Source organism: Candidatus Albibeggiatoa sp. nov. BB20 (assembly GCA_016744725.1).
Lineage (GTDB): Bacteria > Pseudomonadota > Gammaproteobacteria > Beggiatoales > Beggiatoaceae > Albibeggiatoa.
Genome location: JADGDW010000004.1, coordinates 17891 through 43005, shown reverse-complemented (window position 1 = coordinate 43005; position 25115 = coordinate 17891). Strand labels below are relative to the sequence as shown.

Here is a 25115-nt window from a genome sequence, read left to right as displayed (position 1 = left end):
TTTAAAGAAAATTGTTGACAAGATATTTAAAAATTGTAAAATAGCAGTCTTTTAAATGATGCGGGAATAGCTCAGTTGGTAGAGCACAACCTTGCCAAGGTTGGGGTCGCGAGTTCGAGTCTCGTTTCCCGCTCCAATTTATATTTTGCAATCCTATTTAGTATCAAAAGAATTTGATTTAGGGCTGAGTGGCAGAGTGGCTATGCAGCGGCCTGCAAAGCCGTTTACATCGGTTCGATTCCGGTCTCAGCCTCCATATTAAGTTAACGATAAAGCCTAGGTGGCGAAATTGGTAGACGCAAGGGACTTAAAATCCCTCGGTGCATAAACACCGTGCCGGTTCGAGTCCGGCCCTAGGTACCAACTTTCATGCGGAAACGACATAAGGTCGAAGCTCATGTATACCGCCGCATATACTTCACATTTCGGGCTAAAAACAATCCCTTTTGCCCTATCTCCTGATCCAGACTTTCTTTATTTAAGTGCGCAGCACCGTGAAGCTTTAGAGCATCTAGTACAAGGCGTTAATGAAGGCAGTGGATTAATTTTGCTGACAGGTGAAGTCGGTACAGGTAAAACTACATTAAGCTATCGTTTAGTTAATCAACTAGCGGATGGTTTTGATGTTGCGTTACTTTCAAATCCCTGTTTGACCCCTCAAGAATTGCTTGCTGCTATCTTTGATAAACTGCATTTGCATTATGATGACAGTTTCACAATTAAAGAATACACCGATATTTTAAATAATTATCTGGTCACAGCGGATTCTGTAGATCGCAAAACAGCCTTAATTATTGATGAAGCGCAAAACCTTACCGTTGAAGTATTAGAACAAATTCGTTTGCTCAGCAACATTGAAGACCGTTTGTTAAGAATTGTTTTAGTTGGACAATCTGAATTAAAACAAACGCTTAGACAAAAAAACCTTCGTCAACTTTCTCAACGCATCACGGCCAGCTTTCATCTAAAACCACTATCTTATAATGAATTGTGTTCTTATATTCATCATCGCTTAACCGTCAGTGGCGCTGAAAGTGAATTCTTTTCCAAATCTGCCACGCGTTATGTTTATCGTTATACTCAAGGTATTGCTCGTTTAACCAATGTCATTTGTGATAAAGCTTTATTAAATGCTTATGTCGTTAATAAACAGCAAGTTGATGTTGCCGCAGTGCGCAAAGCGATTCAAAAGGTACAAGTAGAAAGCCCTGTACACCGCTCACCTTGGGGTTGGACATCTGCTATTTTAGCCGTTGTTGTATTATTTGGTGGCTTAATTTGGTGGGCAACTTACTCACAAATCATGTCAGCCCAATCTACTTTAGAAAGACCAATTGAAACGGAAATTGTACATACAGCAGAGCCTGAAACTCCTCGATATACCACGTCACCAGAAAATCCATTAGCGATTATACCCAATCCTGGAGAAGTGATTGCTGTTGATGTGAATGCATTACCTGATGAAACGTCACCTGTTAGCACGGGTAATGAGCCTGAAGAAATTGAACTGACTTTACTCAGCATTTTAGAAAATGATGGGATTCCAAGTAATACCCAAGCGGCCTTTGATACCTTATTCCAACTGTGGGGTATGGACTACAATGGTTTGTCAGGTAATACAGCCTGTGAGCGTGCATTGAGTAAAGGTTTATCTTGTGTGTATCAAACAGGCAAATGGAAAGATATTAAAAATTACAATCGGCCAACAGTGATTGAATTAGTCACCGAATTAGGTGAACAGCATCATGCGGTTGTGACACAGATTCAAGATGATTTAGTAACACTTAATTTTGATGGTAAGATTTTTGATTTCTCCAAACAGCAAATTAACGATTATTGGTTGGGACAATTTTTATTGTTATGGAGACCGCCAAGCGTGCCAACACCTATTTTACGTGCAGGTATCACCCATGATGATGTGCGATGGGTGCGTAAACGCTTGAATATTTTAGAAAATAAACAAGTAGCAGATGCGGATTTATCAGCTAAATTTGATAAAGGTTTACGACGGCGTGTTGTTGGATTTCAGCGTAAACAAAGACTTTTAGTTGATGGCATTATTGGTGAACAAACCATGCTGTTACTTGATGCGTATTCTGGTTCAGGGCCACAATTAAAATAAATGGGTAAAGTTAGAATTATTGGTGGTAATTGGAAAGGCCGCAAGCTTAACGTTTTAGATAGACAAGGTTTACGCCCGACGACTGACCGAATCAGAGAGACCGTATTTAACTGGTTACAGTGGCATTTGCCTACACGTCGTTGCTTAGATGTGTTTGCAGGTTCTGGTGTATTAGGGATTGAAGCCGTTTCACGCGGTGCAAGTTTTGTCCAATTAATTGAAAAAGATCGCCAAATTGCAAATAGTCTACGCCAGCAATTGCAGGTACTCGGTAGTGATAAAATTGAGCTTATTCAGACCGATGCTATTAGATTTCTTCAAATTCCCCCATCCCAACCATTTGATATTGTGTTTATTGATCCGCCTTTTAGACAAAGTTTATTAGAGGCCTGTTGCCAATCTCTAGAGCAAAATCAATGGCTGAGCCAATATGCACTCATTTATATTGAAATGGAACAAGAATTAGATTCAGTCGCTCTTCCTTATAATTGGAATTTAATTCGCGACAAAATAGCGGGGCAGGTTCATTACTGTTTGTTAGAAAGACAAATATTTTAATCTCAGTTTGATATAGAAGTAAATCAATCCCTTAAAATCAAAATGCCGTATTTTTATATCTAACGGTTGATGTGGAATGATTTTGTAAGTGTTTGATATTTAAATAAACAGATATGTCAGCTCTTCAAAAACAGTTCTCATAACTATCTGTTTTATAAAACTTATTTTAATTCCACATCAGGCGTATCTAATTTACCAAGTCTAATTTTTGATTTCTTAAATGCTCAAAATACCTTCATATTTCATCATAATTTCTATCCAATAAAAAAGCCCCTGAGATCACTCCCAGAGACTTTTTCTAATCAACTAATATACTGCTGGCTATTCTTCGCCCATCAATGCACCTAATAATTGCAATAAGTTTATGAATAAAATGTAAATATCCACATACAATGCAACGGTTGCCATGATGTAATTTGTTTCGTGGCCATTCACAATATTGCTGGTGTCATACAAAATATAACCGCACATCAACAATACCATGACTGCAGATAATGCCAAAGACAATGCTGGAATTTGGAAGAAAATATTAGCTACTGCTGCAATTAACACCACAATCACACCTGCGAATAAGAAAGAAGCCAAATAACTAAAATCTTTCTTCGTTGTCAAGGCATAGCCTGATAGGCCAAGGAAAATAGCGGCTGTCATGCTGAACGCCAATGTGACAATTTGTTGCCCATTTGCAAAATGACCTAAATAAACATTAATAATGCCGCCCGTATTAAAGCCTAAAAAGCCAGTTAATGCAAAAACAGACACTAAGCCCCATACGCTGTTACTTAGCATATTGGTTAAGAAGAATAAGCCAAGGAAACCAACTAAGTATAATATCCAGTGAATAGGAGCTGCATTCATTACCATCGCAATACCACCCGTAATCGCACTGAAGAACAATGTTAAAGATAACAAAGTATAAGTGTTGCGAATTAACTTATTAGTGTCACTGACACTAGGTGCTGTTGCTTCATCATTCCAAAAAACAGATTGCGCTTGACCACTTTGAGGGACTTTTGCTTGCACATTTTGTTTATTCATATTATCAAACAAACCCATGATACATCTCCATAATGATTTAAGTATTAAAAATTTATTTGTTCCGTTTATTATAGTTTCTTTAGGACTTTACAACAACATAGTGGTGCATATTCAAAATTGCAAGAGGGTGTATACTACTCAACACAACAAAAATTATATTATGAGCTCTGTTACATACTCTATGCTATTTTTACAATCCATAGTTTCATTTGTAATTAATGATTACAAATATTTATAGTGGGGCATATTATAAAATTATAAGGGGTGTATACTACTCAATATAACAAAAATCATATATTGCTTAATATTCAAATAATTATCAAGCTTTATACATTTGGATTAAATCCTATCTTCACTGGTCTGTATAAGCCTGTTATGATGCCAGCTTGTTTAACCACTTGAATTTTACCAATATGACAGCTGCCCATGCTAAAGGTTTTACTGACTTACCAAAACAACCACGTAATGATAGACAAAATTTTCGTTCCATGTTGCCTTATTTATGGGACTATCGTGGGCGGGTTTTATTAGCCCTATTAACACTTGTTCTAGCTAAAGTTGCCAATATTGCTGTTCCTGTTGTATTGAAAGAACTGGTGGATGCTCTAGATACCATTGGTCAAAATCCTGAATTTATCCCGATTGTGTTACTTTCTGCTTATGGTGCATTACGTTTGGCCAGCGGCTTATTCAATGAGATGCGAGACGCAATTTTTGCCCGAGTGCGTTATCACGCGATGCGTCAATTATCCAATAGTGTGTTAAAACATCTGCATGCTTTATCACTTCGATTTCACCTCGAACGCAAAACAGGCGCTATTTCCCGTGATTTAGAACGCGGCACACATAGTGTCAGCTCTATCATGAATTATTTGGTTTTTAATATTGTTCCAACCTTTATCGAATTTGCGCTGATTTTTATCATTTTACTGGTTTATTATGATGTGAAATTTGCCTTAATCACGATTGCAACAGTTGCGGTTTATATTTTATTTACGATTTTGACCATGGAATGGCGCATGGAATTTCGTTACATCATGAATACCCAAGAATCCAAGGCCAATAGCCAAGCCATTGATAGTTTGATTAATTATGAAACAGTTAAATCCTTTGGTAACGAGCGTTTAGAGCTTAATCGTTATGATGAGACCTTGGATATTTGGGAAAATGCCGCTGTTAAAAACCAAACCTCAATGTCGCTATTAAATTTTGGGCAAACCGCAATTATTTCTGTTGGTGTCACCTTAATCATGTTTTTTGCAACTTATGGTGTATTACAAGGCAAGATGAGTTTAGGTGATTTAGTGTTGGTTAATACCTTCTTATTGCAATTATTTATCCCTTTGAGCTTTTTAGGCATGATTTATCGTGCAATGAAACATGCAATGGTGGATATGGATTTGATTTTTAAATTATTGGAAGAAAAGCCTGAAATTACTGATAAACCCGATGCAAGCCATTTGGATGTGGGAACAGGCAGTATTAAATTTGAAAATGTTAGTTTTCATTACCAAGCTGAACGGGCTATTTTGCATAACGTGAGTTTTGATATTCCTGCTGGACATAAAATTGCCATTGTCGGTAGCAGCGGTGCAGGAAAGTCAACGATTGCACGGTTATTATTTCGGTTTTACGATACGGTGCAAGGTGGTATTCAAATCAATGGGCAAGATATACGTTATGTAACACAGGACAGTTTACGGGCTGTAATTGGGATTGTGCCACAAGATACAGTGTTATTTAATGAAAGTATTTATTACAACATTGCCTATGCTAAACCCAATGCCAGCCATGAGCAAATTTTTCAAGCCGCAAAATTAGCCCATATTCATGATTTTATTGAGTCTTTGCCTAAAGGCTATGATACGCTTGTCGGCGAACGTGGTTTAAAATTATCAGGTGGTGAAAAGCAACGGGTTGCGATTGCCCGCGCGATTTTAAAACAGCCAAAGATTTTGATTTTTGATGAAGCGACTTCTTCACTAGATTCTAAATCAGAGAAAATGATTCAAAATGCGCTAGCAGAAATTGCAGTTAATCATACAACATTGGTGATTGCACATCGTTTGTCTACGATTATTGATGCGGAACAAATTTTAGTAATGGATCAAGGACGGATCATTGAGCGGGGTACACATGGAGAATTATTAGCATTGCAAGGCACGTATGCTAATTTGTGGCAATTACAGCAAGAAGAAAGTGCAGAAGCGCAGCAGGATTAGGTCAATAAACCAAACCAGACGACGTACTCATGTCTGGTTTACACTATTGATTTATTTTAAATATTTTTACTGGCTTTTACTGACTTCATCATGCCAAGCGATAATTTTTTGAACTAATAATTGTGACAAACGTTCATAATCACTTCCATAATCCATTGCTTTGGAAGCTGTTTCTTTGTCACTATCGGCTGCAAGTTGAATAATTTTTTCTGTCTCTCGATGGAATTCTTGGTGCAAATTAGACACAGCTTCGTAATGACTATCACCTTGAAACTGACCTGAATTGGACTTAATCCACTCACAGAATTCAGAATCTTCTTTAAGCATACTGTCGAAATCGCCTTCACCTGCATTTACCATCTCCTGTAAACGCTTTTTCCACTTAGTATGCGATACAATTAGCATATAAATTTCATTAGCGAGATTGCTCATAATGTATCCTTGTTATGGGCTGTGTAATGCATTTTGTTATCTAAACCCTACCGAGATAAGCCATGGCAACAATTGTAACCAACTTAAGCAATATTGTGGTATTTTTTATCGTTTTTATTATACCACTGTGGCTGTTTTTGCATTACACCATGCGCACTAAAGCGGCCAAATTGTCCAGCGATGATAAGGCACGGATTGAAGTTTTACAACAGCAAGCACAACAATTGGCTGAGCGTGTGGTGATATTAGAAACGATTTTGGATGAAATAGTGCCTGATTGGAAGCAACAAAATGAAGATTAAGTCCGTATTGTATCGTAATTCGCAACAAGGCAAATTATTTGGCGTATGTGCTGGCTGGGCTGAGTTTTTACAGCAAGATGTGGGAGTGATACGCACATTAGTAATTATTTTTGGATTATTCCCATTGACCTCATTTATCACTATTGCCAGTTATATTGTGATGTCATTGATGTTAGAGGATAAGTCACCTGAGCCTGAAAAGCTTGTGACGAATAGCAATCCAACGGAATTACTAAACGATATTGAAACACAATTGAATGGGCTAGAAACAAAAATAGTAAACTTAGAAAATTATGTTATTTCTGAAGCGTTTGAATTTCAATGTAAATTATGGACACTAAAGTCTGGAAAATAATAAATAATTTGTAGCTATCCCTAAGTGGCATTACCATTTGAATAAAGGATAAAAACTGAATGGTAATCCTGTGAAATATCAAGTGGCTACTCATAAAAAAAGTTTTGCACTACGATTCATACCACTACCAATGTTTTGACTAGGTGAATCACTCAACCCACCCACCCACACACAAACACCTTTTTTGTTCAATGTTCGATACGGCCGATGCCAATGGCTTGTACTACATGCGAGCAAGATTTATCTCAACACTACCTCCTCCACAGTAAAAATTGTTAGTAAACTTGAGCATTAAAATAATTTAAATTTACTACTTTGTGTTCAGGTTGTTTCTTAACCTCAATCTGTTAAGGAAATTTAACATGATTTTTAGATGTCAAAAACATGGATTAGCTCCACCTGCTGAAATATGCGTACATTTTTACAAAGCATTAATTAACAAAGAAATACCAAGTAATTTTCATATAAACATCGTTCACTTAAGAAATATTATACGAGATAAAGATTACACAGGAGAATTTTGTATTTGCGATGATTGTTTCAAAATGCTGAACTTTGAACCAGAAGTTATTTATGGGTATAAAGAATTGTCAGACGAAACAAAGCAGAAAATTCAAAAGATTCAAAATTTTTTTTGTGGTGATTGTGTTGACGAGTGGATGGAGCAGCATAATAAAAGTTAATTTGTTTTGACGATGCAGAAAATCAACGCACTACAACCAATGATACGCAATATGTCACCAACTCTCAGCCTAATTTAAATCAAGCTTTAGTTCGCAAAATGGACTAAAAACAAGCAAAATAAATTTTCTAATTGAATCGCTGGTTTCATCATGTTCATATCGTATACAAGTATCTTATTTTTTCAAGTTATATGGTAAAAAAACCTACATTCCAGATAACGTTAAAATTGCTCAAAAATTCATGTCAAATTGCAGCCTATACGGTAACTTGTTAAAACAAAATACAGTCACTGAATGATCCAGTTACACAAAATTCAGTCTATCTTAGTATAGATATTTAAGCGTTTTTAGGCTTATTTATTCAAGGTCAGTTTAGATTTTTGCATTGATATAAGCTTGGCAATATTGAGTGTTTTTGTGAAAAGAATCCAATTTTGGCAGAAAAGCATTTTTCATATATCTGTAATCTATACTATACTGTTCACTTCGTAAGGGTTCAAAATTTAGATAACTCCTGATTTTGGGATTGATAACCTCGTTAGACTGCCAATCTTTAGGATTATTGAAATCTCACTCAACCAACAATGTCGTTTAAGTCTTCTGGGAACAGCTGAATGCAAAAAAAGAATAGTTTTGAATATGATGAGCTCATTCAATGCGCACAAGGTGAAATGTTTGGGCCGGGTAACGCGCAACTTCCCATGCCACCAATGTTAATGTTTGATCGCATTACAACCATTACTGAAACAGGTGGCATTGCTGATAAGGGAATAATTATAGCGGAATTAGATATTAATCCAGATTTATGGTTTTTTGATTGTCATTTCCCTGGTGACCCTGTCATGCCGGGCTGTTTAGGCTTAGATGCAATGTGGCAACTGGTTGGATTTTTCTTAGGCTGGATGGGCGGACCTGGACGAGGGCGTGCATTAGGTTCTGGAGAAGTAAAATTCACAGGGCAAGTCACACCAAAAAATAAAATAGTAACCTATCAGATTGAAATGAAAAGAGTTATTTTACGTAAGCTCGTTATGGGTATTGCGGATGGACACATGGAAGTAGATGGCAAGCGCATTTATACTGCTAAAGATTTGCGGGTTGGGCTTTTTACTTCCACAGAGAATTTCTAGGGGGAGCAAACAGTGAGACGTGTTGTTGTAACAGGACTGGGTATTGTCAGTTGTATTGGCAATAATAAGCAAGAAGTACAAGATGCTTTATATCAAGGGCGTTCAGGCATTAGCTTTGACCAAACTTATGTGGATATGGGATTTAGAACTAATGTCCATGGCGCAATAGATTTAGATACGCATGCGGTCATTGATAAAAAATTACGTCGTTTTATGGGTGATGCTGCGGCATTTAACTATATTGCAATGCGTGAAGCAATTGAAGACGCGGGTTTAGAAGAATCTGACGTTTCTAATCCCTTAACGGGTTTAATTGTTGGTTCAGGTGGTGCTTCACCAGATAATCAAGTATTGGCAGCAGACATTTTGCGCAAAAAAGGGGCAACTAAAAAGATTGGCCCTTATATGGTGCCCCGTACTATGGCCAGTACCACTTCAGCGTGTTTAGCCACTGCGTTTAAAATTAAAGGTTTGAATTATTCCATTAGTTCTGCATGTGCAACCAGTGCGCACTGTATTGGTAATGGTTACGAACAAATTCAAATGGGTAAACAAGATATTGTGTTTGCTGGTGGTGGCGAAGAAGTGCATTGGGCGATGACCATGTTGTTTGATGCAATGGGCGCGTTATCTTCCAAATACAATGATACGCCTGAATTGGCTTCACGTCCTTATGATGCGAGTCGTGATGGATTTGTGATTTCTGGCGGCGGTGGTTTAGTTGTGTTAGAAGAATTGGAACATGCTAAAGCTCGGGGCGCAAAAATTTATGGTGAATTAGTGGGTTATGGCGCAACATCTGATGGCTATGATATGGTTCAACCATCAGGTGAAGGTGCTGTGCGTTGTATGCAACAATCTTTATCAACTGTTGATACGTCTGTTGATTATATCAATGCCCATGGAACAAGTACCCCTGTTGGTGATAGTCGTGAATTGGAAGCGATCAGAACAGTGTTTGGTGATAAAATGCCAGCCATTAGCTCGACTAAGTCTTTGACAGGTCATGCTTTAGGTGCAGCTGGCGTGAACGAAGCCGTGTATAGTTTATTGATGATGGGAAATAACTTTATCACTGCTTCGGCTAATATTACTGAATTGGATGACGCTGCTAAGGGCATGCCGATTGTCACAGAAAGACAAGATAAAACCTTAGATACTATAATGTCTAATAGTTTTGGCTTTGGTGGTACGAATGCCACTTTAGTTTTCCAACGCTTCAATGGCTAATAGTCAGTAGAAAAGACGCTTGAATATTTGATGAATGGCAGTCCTGAGTAAGACAAGTATTATATTGTTTTAAAATGCGGGGCTGCCACTAAAACTGAATCACTCGCGGTAATTTTACCTTGAGTATTTTAACCAATTCAGGCTGCATGTATTCGTAATTATCAGGAATATCTAAAACCACCATTCGTTTATGAGCAAGCTGCACCTTAAATTTTTTTGAAATTTTATTTTTATGTGTTTTTTCCATCGCAACAATCACATCTGCCCAATCAATTAAATCCCCTGACAATGGTGTTTCTGCATCATGATTTGTTCCCGCTGATAGCACTTCTAGGTTTGGATACTCTGAAAATATAGTTTCAGCCGTGGGACTACGCAGACGATTCTGACTACATACGAAAAGGATACGTTTCATTTTCAATACTTTGGATAGTTTTAATGTGGCTTTTGGATTATATGAATCAACTATAGTCGTTTTATTTTAAAGTGATATAGGACTGGCAGTCCTCAAATTTTAAAGTGTTTGATATTTTAAATATTAAAGGACTACCAATCCTAATACATAACAAGAAATTCACCATAGTTAGAACGGATTGTCTCTATAATTAAATTTATTTAGCCAATTGATATTAATCATAAAATACTTGATTAGAGTATAAAACATCAGCTTTGGAGCATATTAAACACAAATCATTTATGCAAACTTGATCTGAAAGTCTACATGAACGGTGTTTTATGAGCTTTAAATCTGCTGCTGACTCCAAAGCCAACGCTTTTAAATTCCTGTATTAACCAACATTCAATTTAGAAATATCAGCAATTTGTAAAAATAAGTGGCGCACAGACTGTAAGAATGCTAAACGATTGGCTCGCACTGTAGCATCTTCAGCCATAACCATCACTTCATCAAAAAAACGATCAACGGATTCGCGTAAACCCGCCATATTTTCTAAAGCTTGGGTGTAATCACCTGCTTTTAATAATGGTGCAATCACTTCTTGCACTTCAGCCAATTTATCGTATAAAGCCCGTTCTGCTGCATGTTCAAAATAGGTTGGATCAGTCGTTTCTGGCAATTTATCATCTGATTTTTTCAAAATATTATGAATTCGCTTGTTGGCACTGGCTAAACTGGCCGCTGCATCCAATGCACGGAATCCTTCAACACTGTGCATCCGCAAGCTTGCATCATACGGAGAATCAGGACGACAGCTTAATACTGCATCCACACTGTCATAACGCGCACCCCTATCTTGTGCATAACCTCGTAAACGCTCTAACATGAAATCAAATACTTGCTGATGGGCTTTAGCATCAATCATATTGTCGGTGAAACCAGCCTGTGCCTGTTGCAATAAGGCTTTAAGATTCAATGGCAATTCAGATTCCACGCAAACCCGCAAAATACTCAATGCGGCACGACGTAAACCAAATGGATCTTTATCACCTGTTGGTGGCTGACCAATACCAAAAATACCGACTAAAGTATCCAATCTATCTGCAATCCCAACCGCTTGACCTAAAATCGTTTCTGGCAACAAATCTCCTGCAAAACGTGGCATATATTGTTCACGTAATGCGACGGCCACTTGTTTGGTTTCCCCATCATGATTGGCATAATATTCACCCATAATGCCTTGTAATTCTGGGAATTCCCCAACCATTTCTGACATTAAATCACATTTAGATAATTGTGCAGCACGAATCCCTTGTAATTCTTCTGCGCCTAATTGTTTGGCAATTTCGCCAGCTAATTTCGCTACTCGCTTAGATTTATCGTACAAACTGCCTAATTTATGTTGGAATGTCACACTTTTCAGGCTTTCTAAACGGCTTTCTAAACTGTGGGCTTTGTCTTGTTCCCAAAAAAACATCGCATCAGCAAAACGTGGCCGAATCACTCGCTCATTACCTTTTTTAATCACTTCTGGCTGTGAACTATCAATATTGCTGACTGTAATGAAATACGGCATCAATTTGCCTTCATCATCAACCACAGGGAAATACTTTTGATGACCTTGCATGGCTGAAATTAAGGCTTCTTGTGGCACATCTAAAAATTTCTTATCAAATGAACCCATAATTGGCATTGGATATTCAACTAAACTGGTGACTTCATTCAGTAAATCAGGGTCAATCACCGCCTGTCCATCGACTTCTTCAGCCGAGGCTTGTACCATATTTTTAACACGATCCTTACGTACTGAAAATACCACAAACACTTTGCCTTGCTCTTCTAAGGTTTTTACATATTCATTTGGATGCTTAATGATAATCGGTTCTGGATGATGAAAACGATGACCGCGAGTCGCATTGCCACTTTTCACACTTAAAATTTCGGTTTCAACGACTTGCTCCCCAAACAATATGGTTAACCAATGTACAGGGCGTACAAATTCTGAGTCTAAATCACCCCAACGCATCCGTTTTGGGATCGGTAAAGCATTGAGTGCTGCATTAATCATATCGGGAATTAAAGCTTCAGTTTGCTGGCCTTTTTGAGTGCTACGAAAAACCAACCATTGACCTTTATCGGTTTCAACTGTTTCCAGTGCATCAGGTTCAACCCCACAAGAACGGGCAAAACCTTGTAAAGCTTTGGTTGGATTGCCATCCTTATCATAGGCGGCTTTGAGTGCAGGCCCGCGTCTTTCTACTTCACGATCTGCTTGTACTTCTTCCACCCCTTTCACATGCACGGCTAAACGGCGTGGCGTTGCAAATGGCGTTGCTGATAAATAGTTAAGCTGATTTTGTTCTAATCCACTGCAAATACCAGAGGAAAATGCTTCAGACAGTGTCAGTAGGGCTTTTGGTGGTAATTCTTCTGTGCCGATTTCAATCAATAAGTCGCGTTTATTAGCCATGTTGCACCTGTAAATCCTTTTATCAAAAAAACATGATTCAGACTGTTAGTCATCACATTTTGAATTGTTATTGTTTTCAAAGTCAAGCATGATGGGTCAACATCAAATAAATTATTTTAATTTACTTAAAGTGGATAATAAGATTTTACTCTATTCAAGCAATCTCGAATACACAAATACAGCAAACTCAACATGCTCACAGTGCCGTGTTTATTTATGGATTTTAAACAATGTGTGCTTGATTACATTTGCTAGATATTTTTGCATCAACAATCTTGATTCATGGGTATACACTTTTTACCCTGATAAAGGCGCACGAGCCGTGAAAATAACCCCTTCTATCGGAAACGTAAAATCTAAAATCGAAAATTATTCTCATTTGGTATACAATTCGCACAAATCAAACATTTAAAATCTAAACTCCAAATCAATGAAAAGGTCTTTTTCTCAATATCGATTGCAAAGTACTTACTGTCTTTGTTGCTTATTTTTATTCCTATGTCACCTCCCCGTTGCAGCGGATTTGCTACAAACACCAGAAGATGCAAATACACCATTCAAAATAGCCGTTCTACAACAACAAGATAGAGCTGAATTGATAAAGCACGCCCAAGCAACTGTAAATTATCTGAATACCGTATTCACTGATATTCGCTTTACGATGCAGGTTTATGATGCACAAAATATTATTCAACAGGCGGCGGATTTTGATTTTATGTTTGTGAGTCCTAGTATTACGATTCAATTAGAAAAGGATTACCAAGGTCAAGTGTTGGCCTCATTACGTCATTGGATTGATAGACAAGCTTATAATCAATTAAGCAATGTGTTATTTACCCATACGAAAAGAGATGATATTCAGACACTACAAGATATACGAGGTAAACTGTTAGCTTTAGTAGATAAGCATAGTTTTTCAGGTTGGCAACTCAGCCAATATCAATTGAAAAATAATGTGGATTTAGCCAAAGAAGTGCATTTGCGTCCGCAAGCTTCTACATTTGAAGTGATAAACAAAGTAGAAACCAGTTTAGTTGATGTCGGTAGTTTACCTAGCGGGGTGCTAGAACGCTTATATCAACAAGGCAAGATTGATCTTGAACATTTGAAAATACTGACCCCTCAAAAAATGAAGGAACTGCCTTTGCGTCACAGTGGTGATTTATATCCTGAATGGGCTTGGGTTGCCTCGCATCGGGTATCACAAGAGATGTTGGATAATGTCTCGATTAGCTTATTAACCATGGCGCGTAAAGCTGACTATAGTTGGGCAATTCCTGCTAACTACCAATCTGTGCATAAGGTGCTGCAAACCTTACATTATCCTCCTTATGAAAATTATGGAAAAATCACATTTAGCGAATTATTTAAACAACATGCGAATTGGTTTTATTTTGCATTAGCGGCTTTTTTTGCTATTTTAGTTGCAAGTCTCAACTTCACCTATCTCTATCATAAAATTAGTAAAGTCCAAGCTAATTTAGAAGCTGAATTAAAAGAGCGTTTACGCACCGAAGAAGCCTTGCAAGCGGCAATTGAACAAGCTGAGTTATCTAATCGCTCTAAAAGCCAATTCTTAGCTAATATGAGCCATGAACTGCGCACACCGCTGAATGCTGTCATTGGTTATAGTGAAATGTTGCAAGAGGAAGCCGAAGATTTAGGCCAAATGAATTATTTACCCGATTTAAAAAAGATTCATGGTGCGGGTAAACATTTGCTAGCGTTGATTAATGATATTTTAGACCTGTCCAAAATTGAAGCAGGTAAAATGGATTTATATCTGGAAACGTTCAATATTAATGACATGATTAGTGATGTCGTAACAACGATTTATCCGTTGATTGAAAAAAATCATAATCGTTTAGAAATCCATTGCGTGGATGATTTAGGTACAATGCACGCAGACTTGACTAAAGTGCGGCAAAATTTATTTAACTTACTCAGTAATGCCAGCAAATTTACTAAAAAGGGTAATGTCGCCTTATACATCACACGCGAAACCACAGGTGGTAATGACTGGGTAGTATTTCGGATTTGTGATAGTGGGATTGGTATGAGTCCCGATCAACAAGATAAAATATTCTCCGCGTTCATCCAAGCAGATGCTTCAACGACGCGTGAATTTGGCGGTACAGGTTTAGGTTTAGCAATTACCAAGAAATTCTGTGAAATGATGGGTGGACAGATTAAAGTGGAAAGCCAAGAAGGCGTTGGCAGCACTTTTGTGATTCGTCTGCCTACAACTGTTGTAGAAGAAGTCTTAGACGATGATGACGTTGGCTCAAGACATATTTATCAAGGGCATATTCTGATTGTGGATCGTGATACTCATTTACGTGATAACTTAAAACGAACCTTACTAGAACAGGGTTACGAAGTTTTTGTTGCAACTGATGCTAAACAAGCCTTGAAATTAACCTATAAGACCCATCCTAATTTTGTCATAATGGACTCAGAAATTCCTGAAGGATGGTCAATTTTAGTTAATTTTAAAACTAACGCAGATTTGCAACACATTCCTGTTATTGTGACCACTGAGGAAGACCATCAAGTGCGGGCTAAGTCACTCGGTGCGGTGGCCTATTTAGAAAAGCCGTTTGAAATGCCTGCATTACTTGAATTATTACAAAAACACCGTACTCACAAACACTGGTCGTGCCTAGTGATTGAAGACGATATTAATGCCCGAACTGCTTTAGTCAAACTATTGGAACATGCCAACTGGTTTGTATTTGAGGCGCATAGTGGACAAATGGGACTCCGTTTTATTCGCCATCATCGACCAGATTTAATTTTACTTGATTTAAATTTACCAGAAATGAATGGGTTTGAATTTATTCGTCAATTGCGCAATAAGCCCCAATGGCGTTCAATTCCTATCATTGTCATTACCGCAAGAGACTTGAGTCCAGCTGAACAGAAGCGTTTAAATAACGAAGTAGAGTCCATATTATTCAAAGGGACTTATACACGCGAACAATTGCTTGATACAATAGGTGGTCTAGTTTATGCAGTTGCTTCTGACCATGAGGACATGGAACAAGGCACTGCTTGAGATGATACAATGTGTAACCCCTTTCCAAAGTATGGAATTTTGATATAGATTTGCAGTTCAAAGGAGAATTTCAATGCCCAAGATTTTATTGGTAGAAGATAATGAAATGAACCGTGATATGCTATCCCGACGCTTGACCCGCAAAGGCTTTGAGGTTGTGATTGCTGTAGACGGTGGGCAAGGCGTTGATATGGCGCACGCAGAAAACCCAGATTTGATTCTAATGGATATGAGTTTACCTGTTAAAGACGGATGGACTGCAACCAAAGAAATCAAAGCAGATGATGCTACTCAAAACGTACCGATTATCGCTTTAACTGCTCATGCCATGTCTGGTGATCGTGAACAAGCCCTTGCCGCTGGTTGTGATGATTATGATACCAAACCGATTGAATTACCACGTTTACTTGGCAAAATCCAAGCACTTTTAGGCTCTTAAATCTCAGATGATTCAAGATGAATGCAGCATCCACAATTCCTACTGAAGCTCAATCAGTTGGGAATGGCAACATTGAGGCCATTATCAGTGATGCACAATTAAGGGAAATGCAGGATAAATTACAAGTCCCGACGCATACCGTAATTGGCTACATTGAAACACTACTCACCAATGCTGAGAGTACTTTAGCGTGGAACGAGTTTGTGCCTGATATTCAAAGAATGTTGCAAGCTGCTAAACAATTATCCACACTTATTTCCCACACCTTTGATAAAAATACTTATCCTGATGGCAATATTGATGTCAAGGCATTTGGCTCAACTGTTCGCCATGATTTGCGCACTCCCATTAATGCGATTTTAGGTTATGGGGAAATGGTGCAAGAAGATTTAGCCGATGATCCTAACGGCGAGCAAGCGTGTGGTGACATTGACAAAGTCTTGAATTATGCGCGTAAATTGCTGACTTTAATTGATGAATTAGGTCGTATTGGTAATAAAGGTGCGTCGCCTGCTGAGCCTGTTGAAAAATCGACAGCGGTAGACAATACCGAAGCAGATGACATTTTAGAAATTGGCAGTCAGCTTAAAGAGCTCATTGAAGAAGTGGTACATCTTGCCAGTGAATTATCGTTATATGCGCAAGTTAAACCTAAATGGCAGGTGTTTATTGATGATTTGCAGAAAATTTTAAAAGCTGGGCAAAACTTATCTAATCAAGTTGATTCTTTGTTTGATATTGGTGGATATGAAAATGGCTCAGTTGATCCTGAAAGCTTTTCCACCACAGTTCGACATGATTTAAGAACCCCGATTAATGCACTGATTGGGTTTAGTGAGCTATTGCTAGAAGAATTTGAGCAAGATTTTGAAGAGCATAATGCCTGTCAAAAACTGGAGCAAATTGGTAGTTTATCTCGTAAGTTATTATTTGTCATTGAAGACCTTGGTTTTATTAAGAAAAAAGTCCCTTCTGAATCTAATAAACCTAAGTTAAGTGGCAATAGAAAAACCTTGGTCAAACAAGCAAGCTCATCTAGCCAAAATGATGATGATTTGATTGATATTGGTGTTGATTTGCTCACACCGACTTCGACGATTCATGCCCATCTTGAAGTGTTGTTGGAATATGCAAAATCAGATGTGGGTTGCCAAAGTTTTGCACCTGATTTAAATAAAATGCGCAGTGCATCCGAGCAACTCTCTAATTTAATCAAGCGATTATTTGCAAAAGAACATTTTCCTGATGGGGAAATCAATGGCGCAGTATTTGATGCTACGACCCGTCATGATTTACGTACTCCAATTAATGCCCTGATTGGTTTTGGTGAAATGTTGCTTGAAGATTTAGATCGTGAAGTGCAACGCGAGGCGTGTGGTGATTTAGATAAAATATTAAGCCTATCAAGGAAATTACTGAGTCTGATTAATGACTTAAGCTTTTTCTCTGAAAATGGTAATGATCAGTCGCCAATTCCAAATTTACCTGACAGTGCTGGTGGGACGATTATTGATGCGGTGATGAGTAGTAGTAATCATCTTTTATCAAAACCCATAACACATGATACTGTGGTGCAAGATGCAGCGCGTTTACTGGTCGTTGATGATAAAGAAAGTAATCGTGATTTATTATCACGGCGTTTAGGGAAACAAGGTTTTATTATCGATACTGCTGCCGATGGGCAAGAGGCCTTAGATGCAGTTAAAGATGCGCCTTATGATTTAATTTTACTCGATGTGATTATGCCGGGAGTCGATGGATTCCAAGTGTTAGAACAGTTGAAAAATGATGATAAATATAAGCATATTCCTGTATTGATGATTTCTGCATTGGATGAAATTGATGGTGTGGTGCGTTGTATCACCATGGGTGCAGAAGATTTTATTCAAAAACCATTCAATCAAATTATTCTTAATGCCAAAATTTCAGCTTCTTTGGAACGAAAACGTTTACGTGATCGGGAACATGCGTTTATGGAACGTTTACAAGCGGAACAGGAAAAATCTGAAAAGCTATTATTGAACGTGTTACCCAAACCTATTGCTGATCGTTTGAAGCGCAGTGAACGTACTATCGCGGATAGTTTTCCTGAAGTGACAGTTTTATTTTCAGATTTGGTTGGTTTTACTGAGTTATCCGTAGGTATTGCCGCGTCCGAATTAGTTGAGAAATTAAACGAAATTTTCTTAGCATTTGATATTTTGACTGAGCTGCACGGTTTGGAAAAAATTAAAACTATTGGTGATGCGTATATGTTGGTCGGTGGTTTACCAACACCGCGTTCAGATCATGCCGAGGCGGTTGCTGATATGGCGATTGACATGTTTGATGCAATTGAACGTTTGAACCGCCAGCATGGTGAAAGTTTTGAAATTCGAGTTGGGATTCACACAGGCCCTGTAGTTGCGGGTGTCATTGGCAAGAATAAGTTTAACTATGACTTATGGGGCGAAACCGTGAATATTGCTAGCCGTATGGAGTCGCACGGCGTACCAGGTAAAGTGCAAATTTCGGATGCGACTTATAATAAAATTAAAGATAAATTCCACTTGGAATATCGAGGCCCAATTGAAGTCAAGGGCAAAGGTTTGATGGTCACACACTTCTTGTCTGGTCGAAAGTAGTCAATCTATTTGGGAATATTTTTAAAAATTAACTGCTTTGCAATATAGTGCTGTTATAGCTATCGTTTCCTAAATTATTTAAATTCCTTTTCGTCAGCTTACTGATACATTACAGAATATTCTCATTTCTGCTTCGCATCAAGCTCAGCTTAAACCAAACTTATGTTTAACGGTTTAGTGAAATTTTGGAAGCGGCTAGCGTCGGACATTTTTAGCCCCTCTAAAGTTGCCATTTTTAGCCCCTTTTAATTTTGCGCCACGTAAATCTGCCTGTTTGAACTTTGCACCGCGTAAATTGGCTCGACGTAAATCTGCACCACGCAAATTCGCTCCGCGTAAATCGGCATAACTTAAATTCGCCCGACCTAAACGTGCGCCGCGTAAATTAGCACCGCGTAAATTGGCTCGATTTAAATTAGCACTACCCATTTTGGCACTACGTAAGTTCGCGTAACGTAAGCGTGCTCGAGTTAAGTTAGCTCGGGTTAAATCAGCACCACGTAAGTTCGCTCCCCGTAATCGTGCGTTGCGTAGATTAGCACTACGTAATTTAGCACGAATCAAACGGCTACCCGTTAAATTGGCACTGGCTAAGTTACAACGATTACAGTTTTTAGTTTTTTTGAGTCGAGAAACGTGTGTTGAGTTTGCAGCGTAAGCCGCGCTAATTTCCCCTACAAAGCTGACAAAAACAGAAATACATAGAACTAAAGCAACCTGTTTCGCATTCATAACAAACCCTTTTGTATAACAATTAACAGCAATGATAAAAAGTGCGTGCTTAGATTCTATTATGCGTCAGGTCAGACTCTCTAGATTAAAAAATCTACAGAGTTTTAGCAGGTAGGTCTTATAGATTATTATTAATATCTAATATAAGCATAAGACGCACACACTTAAGCTTCAAATAACTTTGCAACTAGTTAGGTCAAATCGTAGATAGATGGTGTCATTACAGCCGTTTGGTCATCGGTTTTAAACTGTAAAGGAAATAATGCCATACCTAAATGATAGGAATATTGTGCTGCTAAAATGAAAAAAAGTCGTCCCACTGTTTATCCAAACGCTGGCAAGCTGTTTTTAAGTCCAACGCTTTGAGTACGCCATCTTCCGAGATTAATAACTGCTCTGCTGTTAACTTACGCAAACCATCATCTACTTCAAAATCAACATTAATATCATATTTTTCATGCAAATATTGTTCAATAGTTTTGTCTAATTCGGCTTCAGTCCATAACTGATCTGGCTGAGTGAATAGGAAATAATAAGCCAATATAGCTTCTTTGCATTCTTCATCTTCAGCTAAATCATTTAAATGACCAAATACACCAAAGTTATTATCTAAATTATGAAAATATAAGTTACGCGACAGTACCATCATGTATTTAGTTTGATGGTTAAATATATTCATGATTTGACGCACAATAACAGCGATAAAACCAAAAATGGCAAATAAAAACCCAAGCGGGTTGGTTGCAATCAAACTTATCTTACCTAAAAGCGCGATTGAACCCCCAATAAGACCGCCACTACCTGTTACCGCAATTTTTAATTTATCCAAAAGTTTAAAACGTATTTTCTGGTTTGGAAATAACATTTCCAAGTCATAACGCGGGATATTTTTAAACAATTTAACAAAAATATGTTTTTCAATATCTGCATTTTCTAAATCTTTACTATAAAAACGTTTAAGTTGCTGAATAGCCTGTTTTTCAGATAGTTTACTGTCGGCTTGCATCATCTCACGTACACGTTGTACTTTGGTTTTGAAGTTAAGCAGCACAAATAAGCGTTTATAGATGGGAACTTCTACTTTTCGCTTAAATAAGAATAAATTACGCCAACTACGTCTATACTCAACTTGAGTGGCTGCTCCACGATAATAAAGCAACATATCGGCATAATCATCTAAGTTAACCGTGACATTGATGCCATAAGGTGAAGCTTCCGTCATCGCTAAATTAATATCATCGATCGACAGGGCTTCATAGTTTGCGTGATTAAGTAGATTTTTTACATGATTAACTAAAGTATCACGCAATTGTTGACAATCTTGCTGTGAATATTGCTTTTTCGTGACAACATCGCAGTCAGGATTAAAAGGTTGATAGGCTCGCTTAATTTCATCAATTTGATTTTTAAATTTATAATGATACAAGGCCGCAAATACATGGCAAAAACTATTAAAGTCTTTTCTTTGTTCTTCACTCCAATCTGGAGTTTGACATAAATCATCTATAATTTCTTGTAAATTAACAGGAATAAAACGTTGACGATCATCATCAATAATTGTATTCATCGGCTTCAGCTCACAAATGATTAAATTTACTTAATATATTGAATATATGGCTATTTTTTAGGCTTTGGTTTATTTTAGGCATTCGGTTTGATGGGTTTCTGCATTATGATAACAAAATACGTTAAAATGCACCTTCTTTCCACAACTATAAACCAAGCAATTATGACTCAACAATACGATACTATCCGTGCGGTCATTTGGCAAGATAATGTCCTTAAGCTTTTAGATCAACGTAAGCTTCCGCATGAAGAAATTTTGCTAACGCTTGAAACAGCAGCAGACACGGCTCAGGCCATTAAGGATATGGTAGTACGTGGTGCACCAGCAATTGGTGTCACAGCTGCGTTTGGTGTGGTATTGGCAGCACGGGCTGCTTATGCAAAAAAACCTAATCATTGGCAAACTGAAATTGCAACGGATTTGGATATTCTAGCAAATGCTCGTCCAACTGCGGTAAATTTAGTCTGGGCGTTAGAAGTCATGAAAGGCTTGTTTGGGCAAATTGAGGGCAATCCAGAGCCTGTTTTGTTAGCTGAGGCGCAGCGCATTCATGAGGAAGATATTGCAGCTAATAAAACCATGGGTGAATTAGGTTCTGCATTATTTCCAGAAAAATGTCGGGTATTGACCCATTGTAACACGGGTTCATTGGCAACAGGTGGTTATGGTACAGCCTTGGGTGTAATTCGTAGTGGCTATGCAAATGGTAAAATTACAGATGTGTATGCAGATGAAACTCGGCCTTGGATGCAAGGTGCACGTTTGACTGCATGGGAATTAGTACAAGATAAAATTCCTGTGACCTTGATAGTCGAAGGTGCAGCAGCAACATTGATGCGCCAAGGTAAAGTAGATTGGGTAATTACTGGTTCTGATCGTATTACGGCGAATGGTGATGTAGCAAATAAAATTGGTACTTACAGTTTAGCGGTGTTAGCACGGCAGCATGGAGTTAAATTCATGGTGGTTGCGCCAATGTCTACCGTTGATTACAACTTGCCAAATGGTGATGCGATTGAAATTGAACAACGCACAGCGGAAGAAGTGTTGAGTATTGGCGGTAAAATGATTGCGGCTGAAGGTGCAAATGCGTGGAATCCTGTGTTTGATGTGACTCCAGCAGAATTAGTGGATGCGATTGTGACTGAAAAAGGGGTTGTGGAACATCCAACCACTGAGAAAATGGCTGAATTGTTGAAATAATATTTAAAGGGTTGTTAGTATTTTAGTAACTAGCAAGCCGATTTTATGGTGATGACTTCGAAGTTTGCCCATTTGGTTAAGGCTTTGTTTGAGGTGTTAGGGGATTTGGTTGAGGATGATTCAGTGGTTGTTTGATGAATTAAGGCTGCTGATCTTTCGAGAATAAGTAGTTTCCTCTCGTCCTCTCGTTCCCAAAGTCTCTTTGGGAATGCCTGCTAGCAAAGCTCTGCTTTGAGAACCAAGAAACAGAGCTTTTAAGCAATATTCCTCATTTGAAAGCAAAAGAGGATTTAAATAATTCCAAAGACACGAAGTGCTATACCAATTGCTGTGAGAGTTAAACCAATAGCGGTTAAAGTCGTTGTCACAGTAAATCGAAATTTCTCTGCTGTTTTTTGTTCTTCTTTGCTTGTTTCTCCAATCCGTTTTGTGTTCTCAGAGAGTTGACGCACTGCTTTTTCATCAATGCCATCGAGCAATTCTGCAAGTGGTACTCGTTTCTTGAGTTTAGGAATTAAAAAATCTGTTTCCCCCATCTCTTCTACATCCAATAAGTCCTTATATTCCAATTCTATATCTTGATAAACCACTATTTCACGTGCATTGATTTTGTGTAAATTTTTGTGAATATCGTTGAGTTTTGCACGAATGATTTGTAAAAAACTGCGTTTGCCTTTGGTGTTGCCTATGACCCAGATTTGGATTTTTTTGTCTTCGACATCGGATTTAACCAGTGCTTGGTTGTTGTCGTGTTTGAGAATCACGCCGCTAAACCAATAGTTTTTGTCCACGATATGGTTGTTCATTTTGACGATAAAGCGTGACATGATGCTGGTAGGAAGGATGTCATAGTGGAATTGGAATGCAAGGCTGTTTTTATAATCCCAATTATCCAGATAAGGTTGTTCTTTGGGCAGTAAATTGGGAATTAAATATTGGTTTTTTTCGATTTTAAAGCATAATTCAAATTTTTCCATCATATCAATAATAAATTGTTGTTTGTTTTGATAGCGTTCGCCGAGCAATCCTTCTAAATCATCACAGTGTAAAACCCCTTTGCTATGGAATAATTGGTGTGCATTGAGTAGTTTATAAATGCCTTCTGTGACCCATTCAGGATTCAGTACATTGGTGTCTTTTAAACGCTTATCATCTTGGAAATTTAGCACAACACCTAAGTCGTGTAGAAACGCAAGTAGGGTTTTTTGATGGGATTGATTACTGATTTTGCGGCGTTTACACAGATTTTGGTATTTTTCGTAGGAAATATGATCTTCATTCATTTTTTCTAAACGTTGTTTTAAATCAAACCAGCTCGCGGGTAATGAATCATGAATATGTGGCATTTCACTGAGGGCTTGTTGTATTGTTTGTTTGAGTTCATTTATGCCTTGATTTTGACAGCAAGAGGTTTCGATAAAAGCTTGAATCCCTGCGTATTTTGTTTGTAAGCCACGTTTGTTGAGTTGCAATTGGTGTTGGTCTATTTTGTTGATGACAATGATGATAGGGGAGTTGCTGCCAAAGCTTTGAATCAGTTTTAACCAGTATTCGATACGGCTTTGTTGTTCGTCTTGGCGAGCGTCGAGGACTAAAATATACAAGCTGCGTTTGGTGAGGAAAAATTGATGGGTGGCGTGCATGATTTCTTGTCCGCCAAAGTCCCATAAATTGAGTTGTATATCTTGCTCATTGACGGGTAATGCCCAGTTTTCAATGTTGATGCCATTGGTTTTATTTTCGTGTTTATCAAATTCATTGAATACTAAGCGTTTGACTAAAGAGGTTTTACCGACTTCGCCTTGTCCAACAAATAGGACTTTGGCTTCGTTTAAGGGTTGTTTTTGTTCTCCAGCCGTTGCTTCTAAGGCTTCAAAATAGTTGCGGATGGCTTCGATGCCTTTTTGGGCTACTTCTATTGGAGGTGTTTCTAATGGGTTTCCTCGTACGAAAAGTTTGAACGAATTTCTTAATTCTTTAAACGACATGGGTAGCTCTGAAAGTTGGTTATCTTCTAATACTAAAACACTCAAATTCTTTAGTTCCCCAAATGACGTAGGCAGCTCTGAAAGCTTGTTATTACTTAACCATAATTTATTCAAACTCTTCAGTTCCCCAAACGACATAGGCAATTCTGAAAGCTTGTTACTACTTAGCCATAATTTATTCAAACTTTTCAGTTTCCCAAACGATACTGGTAATTCTGAAAGCTGATTATTTTCTAATACTAAAACTCTCAAATTTTTTAGTTCCCCAAACGACATAGGCAATTCTGAAAGCTGATTATTATTTAAATATAATTCCCTCAAATTCTTTAGTTCCCCAAACGGCATAGGCAATTCTGAAAGCTTGTTACTACTTAGCCATAATTTATTCAAACTCTTCAGTTTCCCAAATGATACTGGTAACTCTTTTAGTTCGTTATTATCTAATCTTAAATAATTTAAGTTTTGTAACTGATTAAATGAGCTTGGTAATATTTTAATTCTATTACTCACTATAGATAAAATAGATAAATTTCTTAAAGAAATAAGAGTGCTAGGGACGTTAGGG

The 25115-nt window shown here is 37.8% G+C and carries 20 protein-coding genes and 3 tRNA genes; 15 read left to right on the top strand and 8 right to left on the bottom strand.

What is annotated here, in order from left to right; genetic code table 11:
* The first annotated feature begins 60 nt into the window (after nucleotides 1-60).
* From ABXH34_RS00905 to rsmD, 5 genes are all read left to right on the top strand, one after another.
* A tRNA-Gly gene (locus ABXH34_RS00905) sits at nucleotides 61-136 on the top strand.
* Nucleotides 137-182: 46 nt separating this feature from the next.
* Nucleotides 183-256, top strand: a tRNA-Cys gene (locus tag ABXH34_RS00900).
* 18 nt (nucleotides 257-274) lie between these two features.
* Nucleotides 275-363 (top strand) — tRNA-Leu (locus ABXH34_RS00895).
* Between the two features lie 34 nt (nucleotides 364-397).
* Entirely contained in the window at nucleotides 398-2122 is a 1725-nt protein-coding gene (locus ABXH34_RS00890) for an AAA family ATPase (protein ID WP_353569968.1), read from the top strand.
* Nucleotides 2123-2680 carry a 16S rRNA (guanine(966)-N(2))-methyltransferase RsmD gene (rsmD, locus tag ABXH34_RS00885; protein WP_353569967.1) on the top strand — a complete coding sequence of 186 codons (558 nt, stop codon included), beginning with the start codon at nucleotides 2123-2125 and terminating at the stop codon, nucleotides 2678-2680.
* A 321-nt stretch (nucleotides 2681-3001) separates the two neighbouring features.
* Here rsmD and ABXH34_RS00880 read toward each other — a convergent pair whose 3' ends face one another.
* On the bottom strand, nucleotides 3002-3736 hold the full coding sequence (locus tag ABXH34_RS00880; protein WP_353569966.1) for a Bax inhibitor-1/YccA family protein: 735 nt from the start codon (nucleotides 3734-3736) through the stop codon (nucleotides 3002-3004).
* Between the two features lie 395 nt (nucleotides 3737-4131).
* Here ABXH34_RS00880 and ABXH34_RS00875 point away from each other — a divergent pair, with 395 nt between their 5' ends.
* Nucleotides 4132-5940 carry an ABCB family ABC transporter ATP-binding protein/permease gene (locus ABXH34_RS00875; protein WP_353569965.1) on the top strand — a complete coding sequence of 603 codons (1809 nt, stop codon included), beginning with the start codon at nucleotides 4132-4134 and terminating at the stop codon, nucleotides 5938-5940.
* A gap of 66 nt (nucleotides 5941-6006) precedes the next feature.
* Here ABXH34_RS00875 and ABXH34_RS00870 read toward each other — a convergent pair whose 3' ends face one another.
* Entirely contained in the window at nucleotides 6007-6372 is a 366-nt protein-coding gene (locus ABXH34_RS00870; protein WP_353569964.1) for a CZB domain-containing protein, read from the bottom strand.
* A gap of 62 nt (nucleotides 6373-6434) precedes the next feature.
* On the opposite strand from ABXH34_RS00870, the gene pspB reads away from it, so the two are divergent.
* The 5 genes from pspB (at nucleotide 6435) to fabB (ending at nucleotide 10072) form a co-directional block, all read left to right on the top strand.
* Nucleotides 6435-6674, top strand: a complete 240-nt coding sequence (pspB, locus tag ABXH34_RS00865) for an envelope stress response membrane protein PspB (RefSeq protein WP_353569963.1) — start codon at nucleotides 6435-6437, stop codon at nucleotides 6672-6674.
* A complete protein-coding gene (locus ABXH34_RS00860) occupies nucleotides 6664-7029 on the top strand; it encodes a PspC domain-containing protein (RefSeq protein ID WP_353569962.1) in 366 nt (121 codons plus the stop codon). Before pspB ends, ABXH34_RS00860 begins: the two co-directional genes overlap by 11 nt.
* 362 nt (nucleotides 7030-7391) lie before the next feature.
* A complete protein-coding gene (locus ABXH34_RS00855; protein ID WP_353569961.1) occupies nucleotides 7392-7712 on the top strand; it encodes a hypothetical protein in 321 nt (106 codons plus the stop codon).
* A 614-nt stretch (nucleotides 7713-8326) separates the two neighbouring features.
* Entirely contained in the window at nucleotides 8327-8842 is a 516-nt protein-coding gene (gene fabA / locus ABXH34_RS00850; protein ID WP_353569960.1) for a 3-hydroxyacyl-[acyl-carrier-protein] dehydratase FabA, read from the top strand.
* Between the two features lie 12 nt (nucleotides 8843-8854).
* Nucleotides 8855-10072 (top strand): beta-ketoacyl-ACP synthase I, encoded by a 1218-nt coding sequence (fabB, locus tag ABXH34_RS00845; protein ID WP_353569959.1) that lies wholly within the window; start codon nucleotides 8855-8857, stop codon nucleotides 10070-10072.
* Nucleotides 10073-10160: 88 nt separating this feature from the next.
* Here fabB and ABXH34_RS00840 read toward each other — a convergent pair whose 3' ends face one another.
* Nucleotides 10161-10487: a low molecular weight protein tyrosine phosphatase family protein gene (locus tag ABXH34_RS00840; RefSeq protein WP_353569958.1), complete on the bottom strand. Its 327-nt coding sequence runs from the start codon at nucleotides 10485-10487 to the stop codon at nucleotides 10161-10163.
* Nucleotides 10488-10860: 373 nt separating this feature from the next.
* Nucleotides 10861-12939 carry a glycine--tRNA ligase subunit beta gene (glyS, locus tag ABXH34_RS00835; protein WP_353569957.1) on the bottom strand — a complete coding sequence of 693 codons (2079 nt, stop codon included), beginning with the start codon at nucleotides 12937-12939 and terminating at the stop codon, nucleotides 10861-10863.
* 523 nt (nucleotides 12940-13462) lie between these two features.
* Here glyS and ABXH34_RS00830 point away from each other — a divergent pair.
* The 3 genes from ABXH34_RS00830 to ABXH34_RS00820 all read left to right on the top strand — a co-directional run bounded on the left by ABXH34_RS00830 (nucleotide 13463) and on the right by ABXH34_RS00820 (nucleotide 19060).
* Nucleotides 13463-15997 (top strand): response regulator, encoded by a 2535-nt coding sequence (locus ABXH34_RS00830; RefSeq protein WP_353569956.1) that lies wholly within the window; start codon nucleotides 13463-13465, stop codon nucleotides 15995-15997.
* Between the two features lie 73 nt (nucleotides 15998-16070).
* Entirely contained in the window at nucleotides 16071-16436 is a 366-nt protein-coding gene (locus ABXH34_RS00825; protein ID WP_353569955.1) for a response regulator, read from the top strand.
* 17 nt (nucleotides 16437-16453) lie between these two features.
* Nucleotides 16454-19060: an adenylate/guanylate cyclase domain-containing protein gene (locus tag ABXH34_RS00820; protein ID WP_353569954.1), complete on the top strand. Its 2607-nt coding sequence runs from the start codon at nucleotides 16454-16456 to the stop codon at nucleotides 19058-19060.
* Between the two features lie 195 nt (nucleotides 19061-19255).
* On the opposite strand, the gene ABXH34_RS00815 is transcribed toward ABXH34_RS00820, so the two are convergent.
* From ABXH34_RS00815 to ABXH34_RS00805, 3 genes are all read right to left on the bottom strand, one after another.
* Nucleotides 19256-19792, bottom strand: a complete 537-nt coding sequence (locus ABXH34_RS00815; RefSeq protein ID WP_353569953.1) for a pentapeptide repeat-containing protein — start codon at nucleotides 19790-19792, stop codon at nucleotides 19256-19258.
* A 191-nt stretch (nucleotides 19793-19983) separates the two neighbouring features.
* Complete coding sequence (locus tag ABXH34_RS00810) at nucleotides 19984-20112, bottom strand: hypothetical protein (protein ID WP_353569952.1); 129 nt, start codon at nucleotides 20110-20112, stop codon at nucleotides 19984-19986.
* On the bottom strand, nucleotides 20088-21359 hold the full coding sequence (locus ABXH34_RS00805) for a TMEM143 family protein (RefSeq protein WP_353569951.1): 1272 nt from the start codon (nucleotides 21357-21359) through the stop codon (nucleotides 20088-20090). The genes ABXH34_RS00810 and ABXH34_RS00805 overlap by 25 nt, the downstream gene beginning before the upstream one ends.
* 162 nt (nucleotides 21360-21521) lie before the next feature.
* On the opposite strand from ABXH34_RS00805, the gene mtnA reads away from it, so the two are divergent.
* Nucleotides 21522-22562, top strand: coding sequence for an S-methyl-5-thioribose-1-phosphate isomerase (mtnA, locus tag ABXH34_RS00800; RefSeq protein ID WP_353569950.1), 1041 nt, complete (start codon nucleotides 21522-21524; stop codon nucleotides 22560-22562).
* A gap of 290 nt (nucleotides 22563-22852) precedes the next feature.
* Here mtnA and ABXH34_RS00795 read toward each other — a convergent pair.
* On the bottom strand, nucleotides 22853-25115 hold a 2263-nt coding region (locus ABXH34_RS00795; protein WP_353569949.1), incomplete at its 5' end, for a COR domain-containing protein.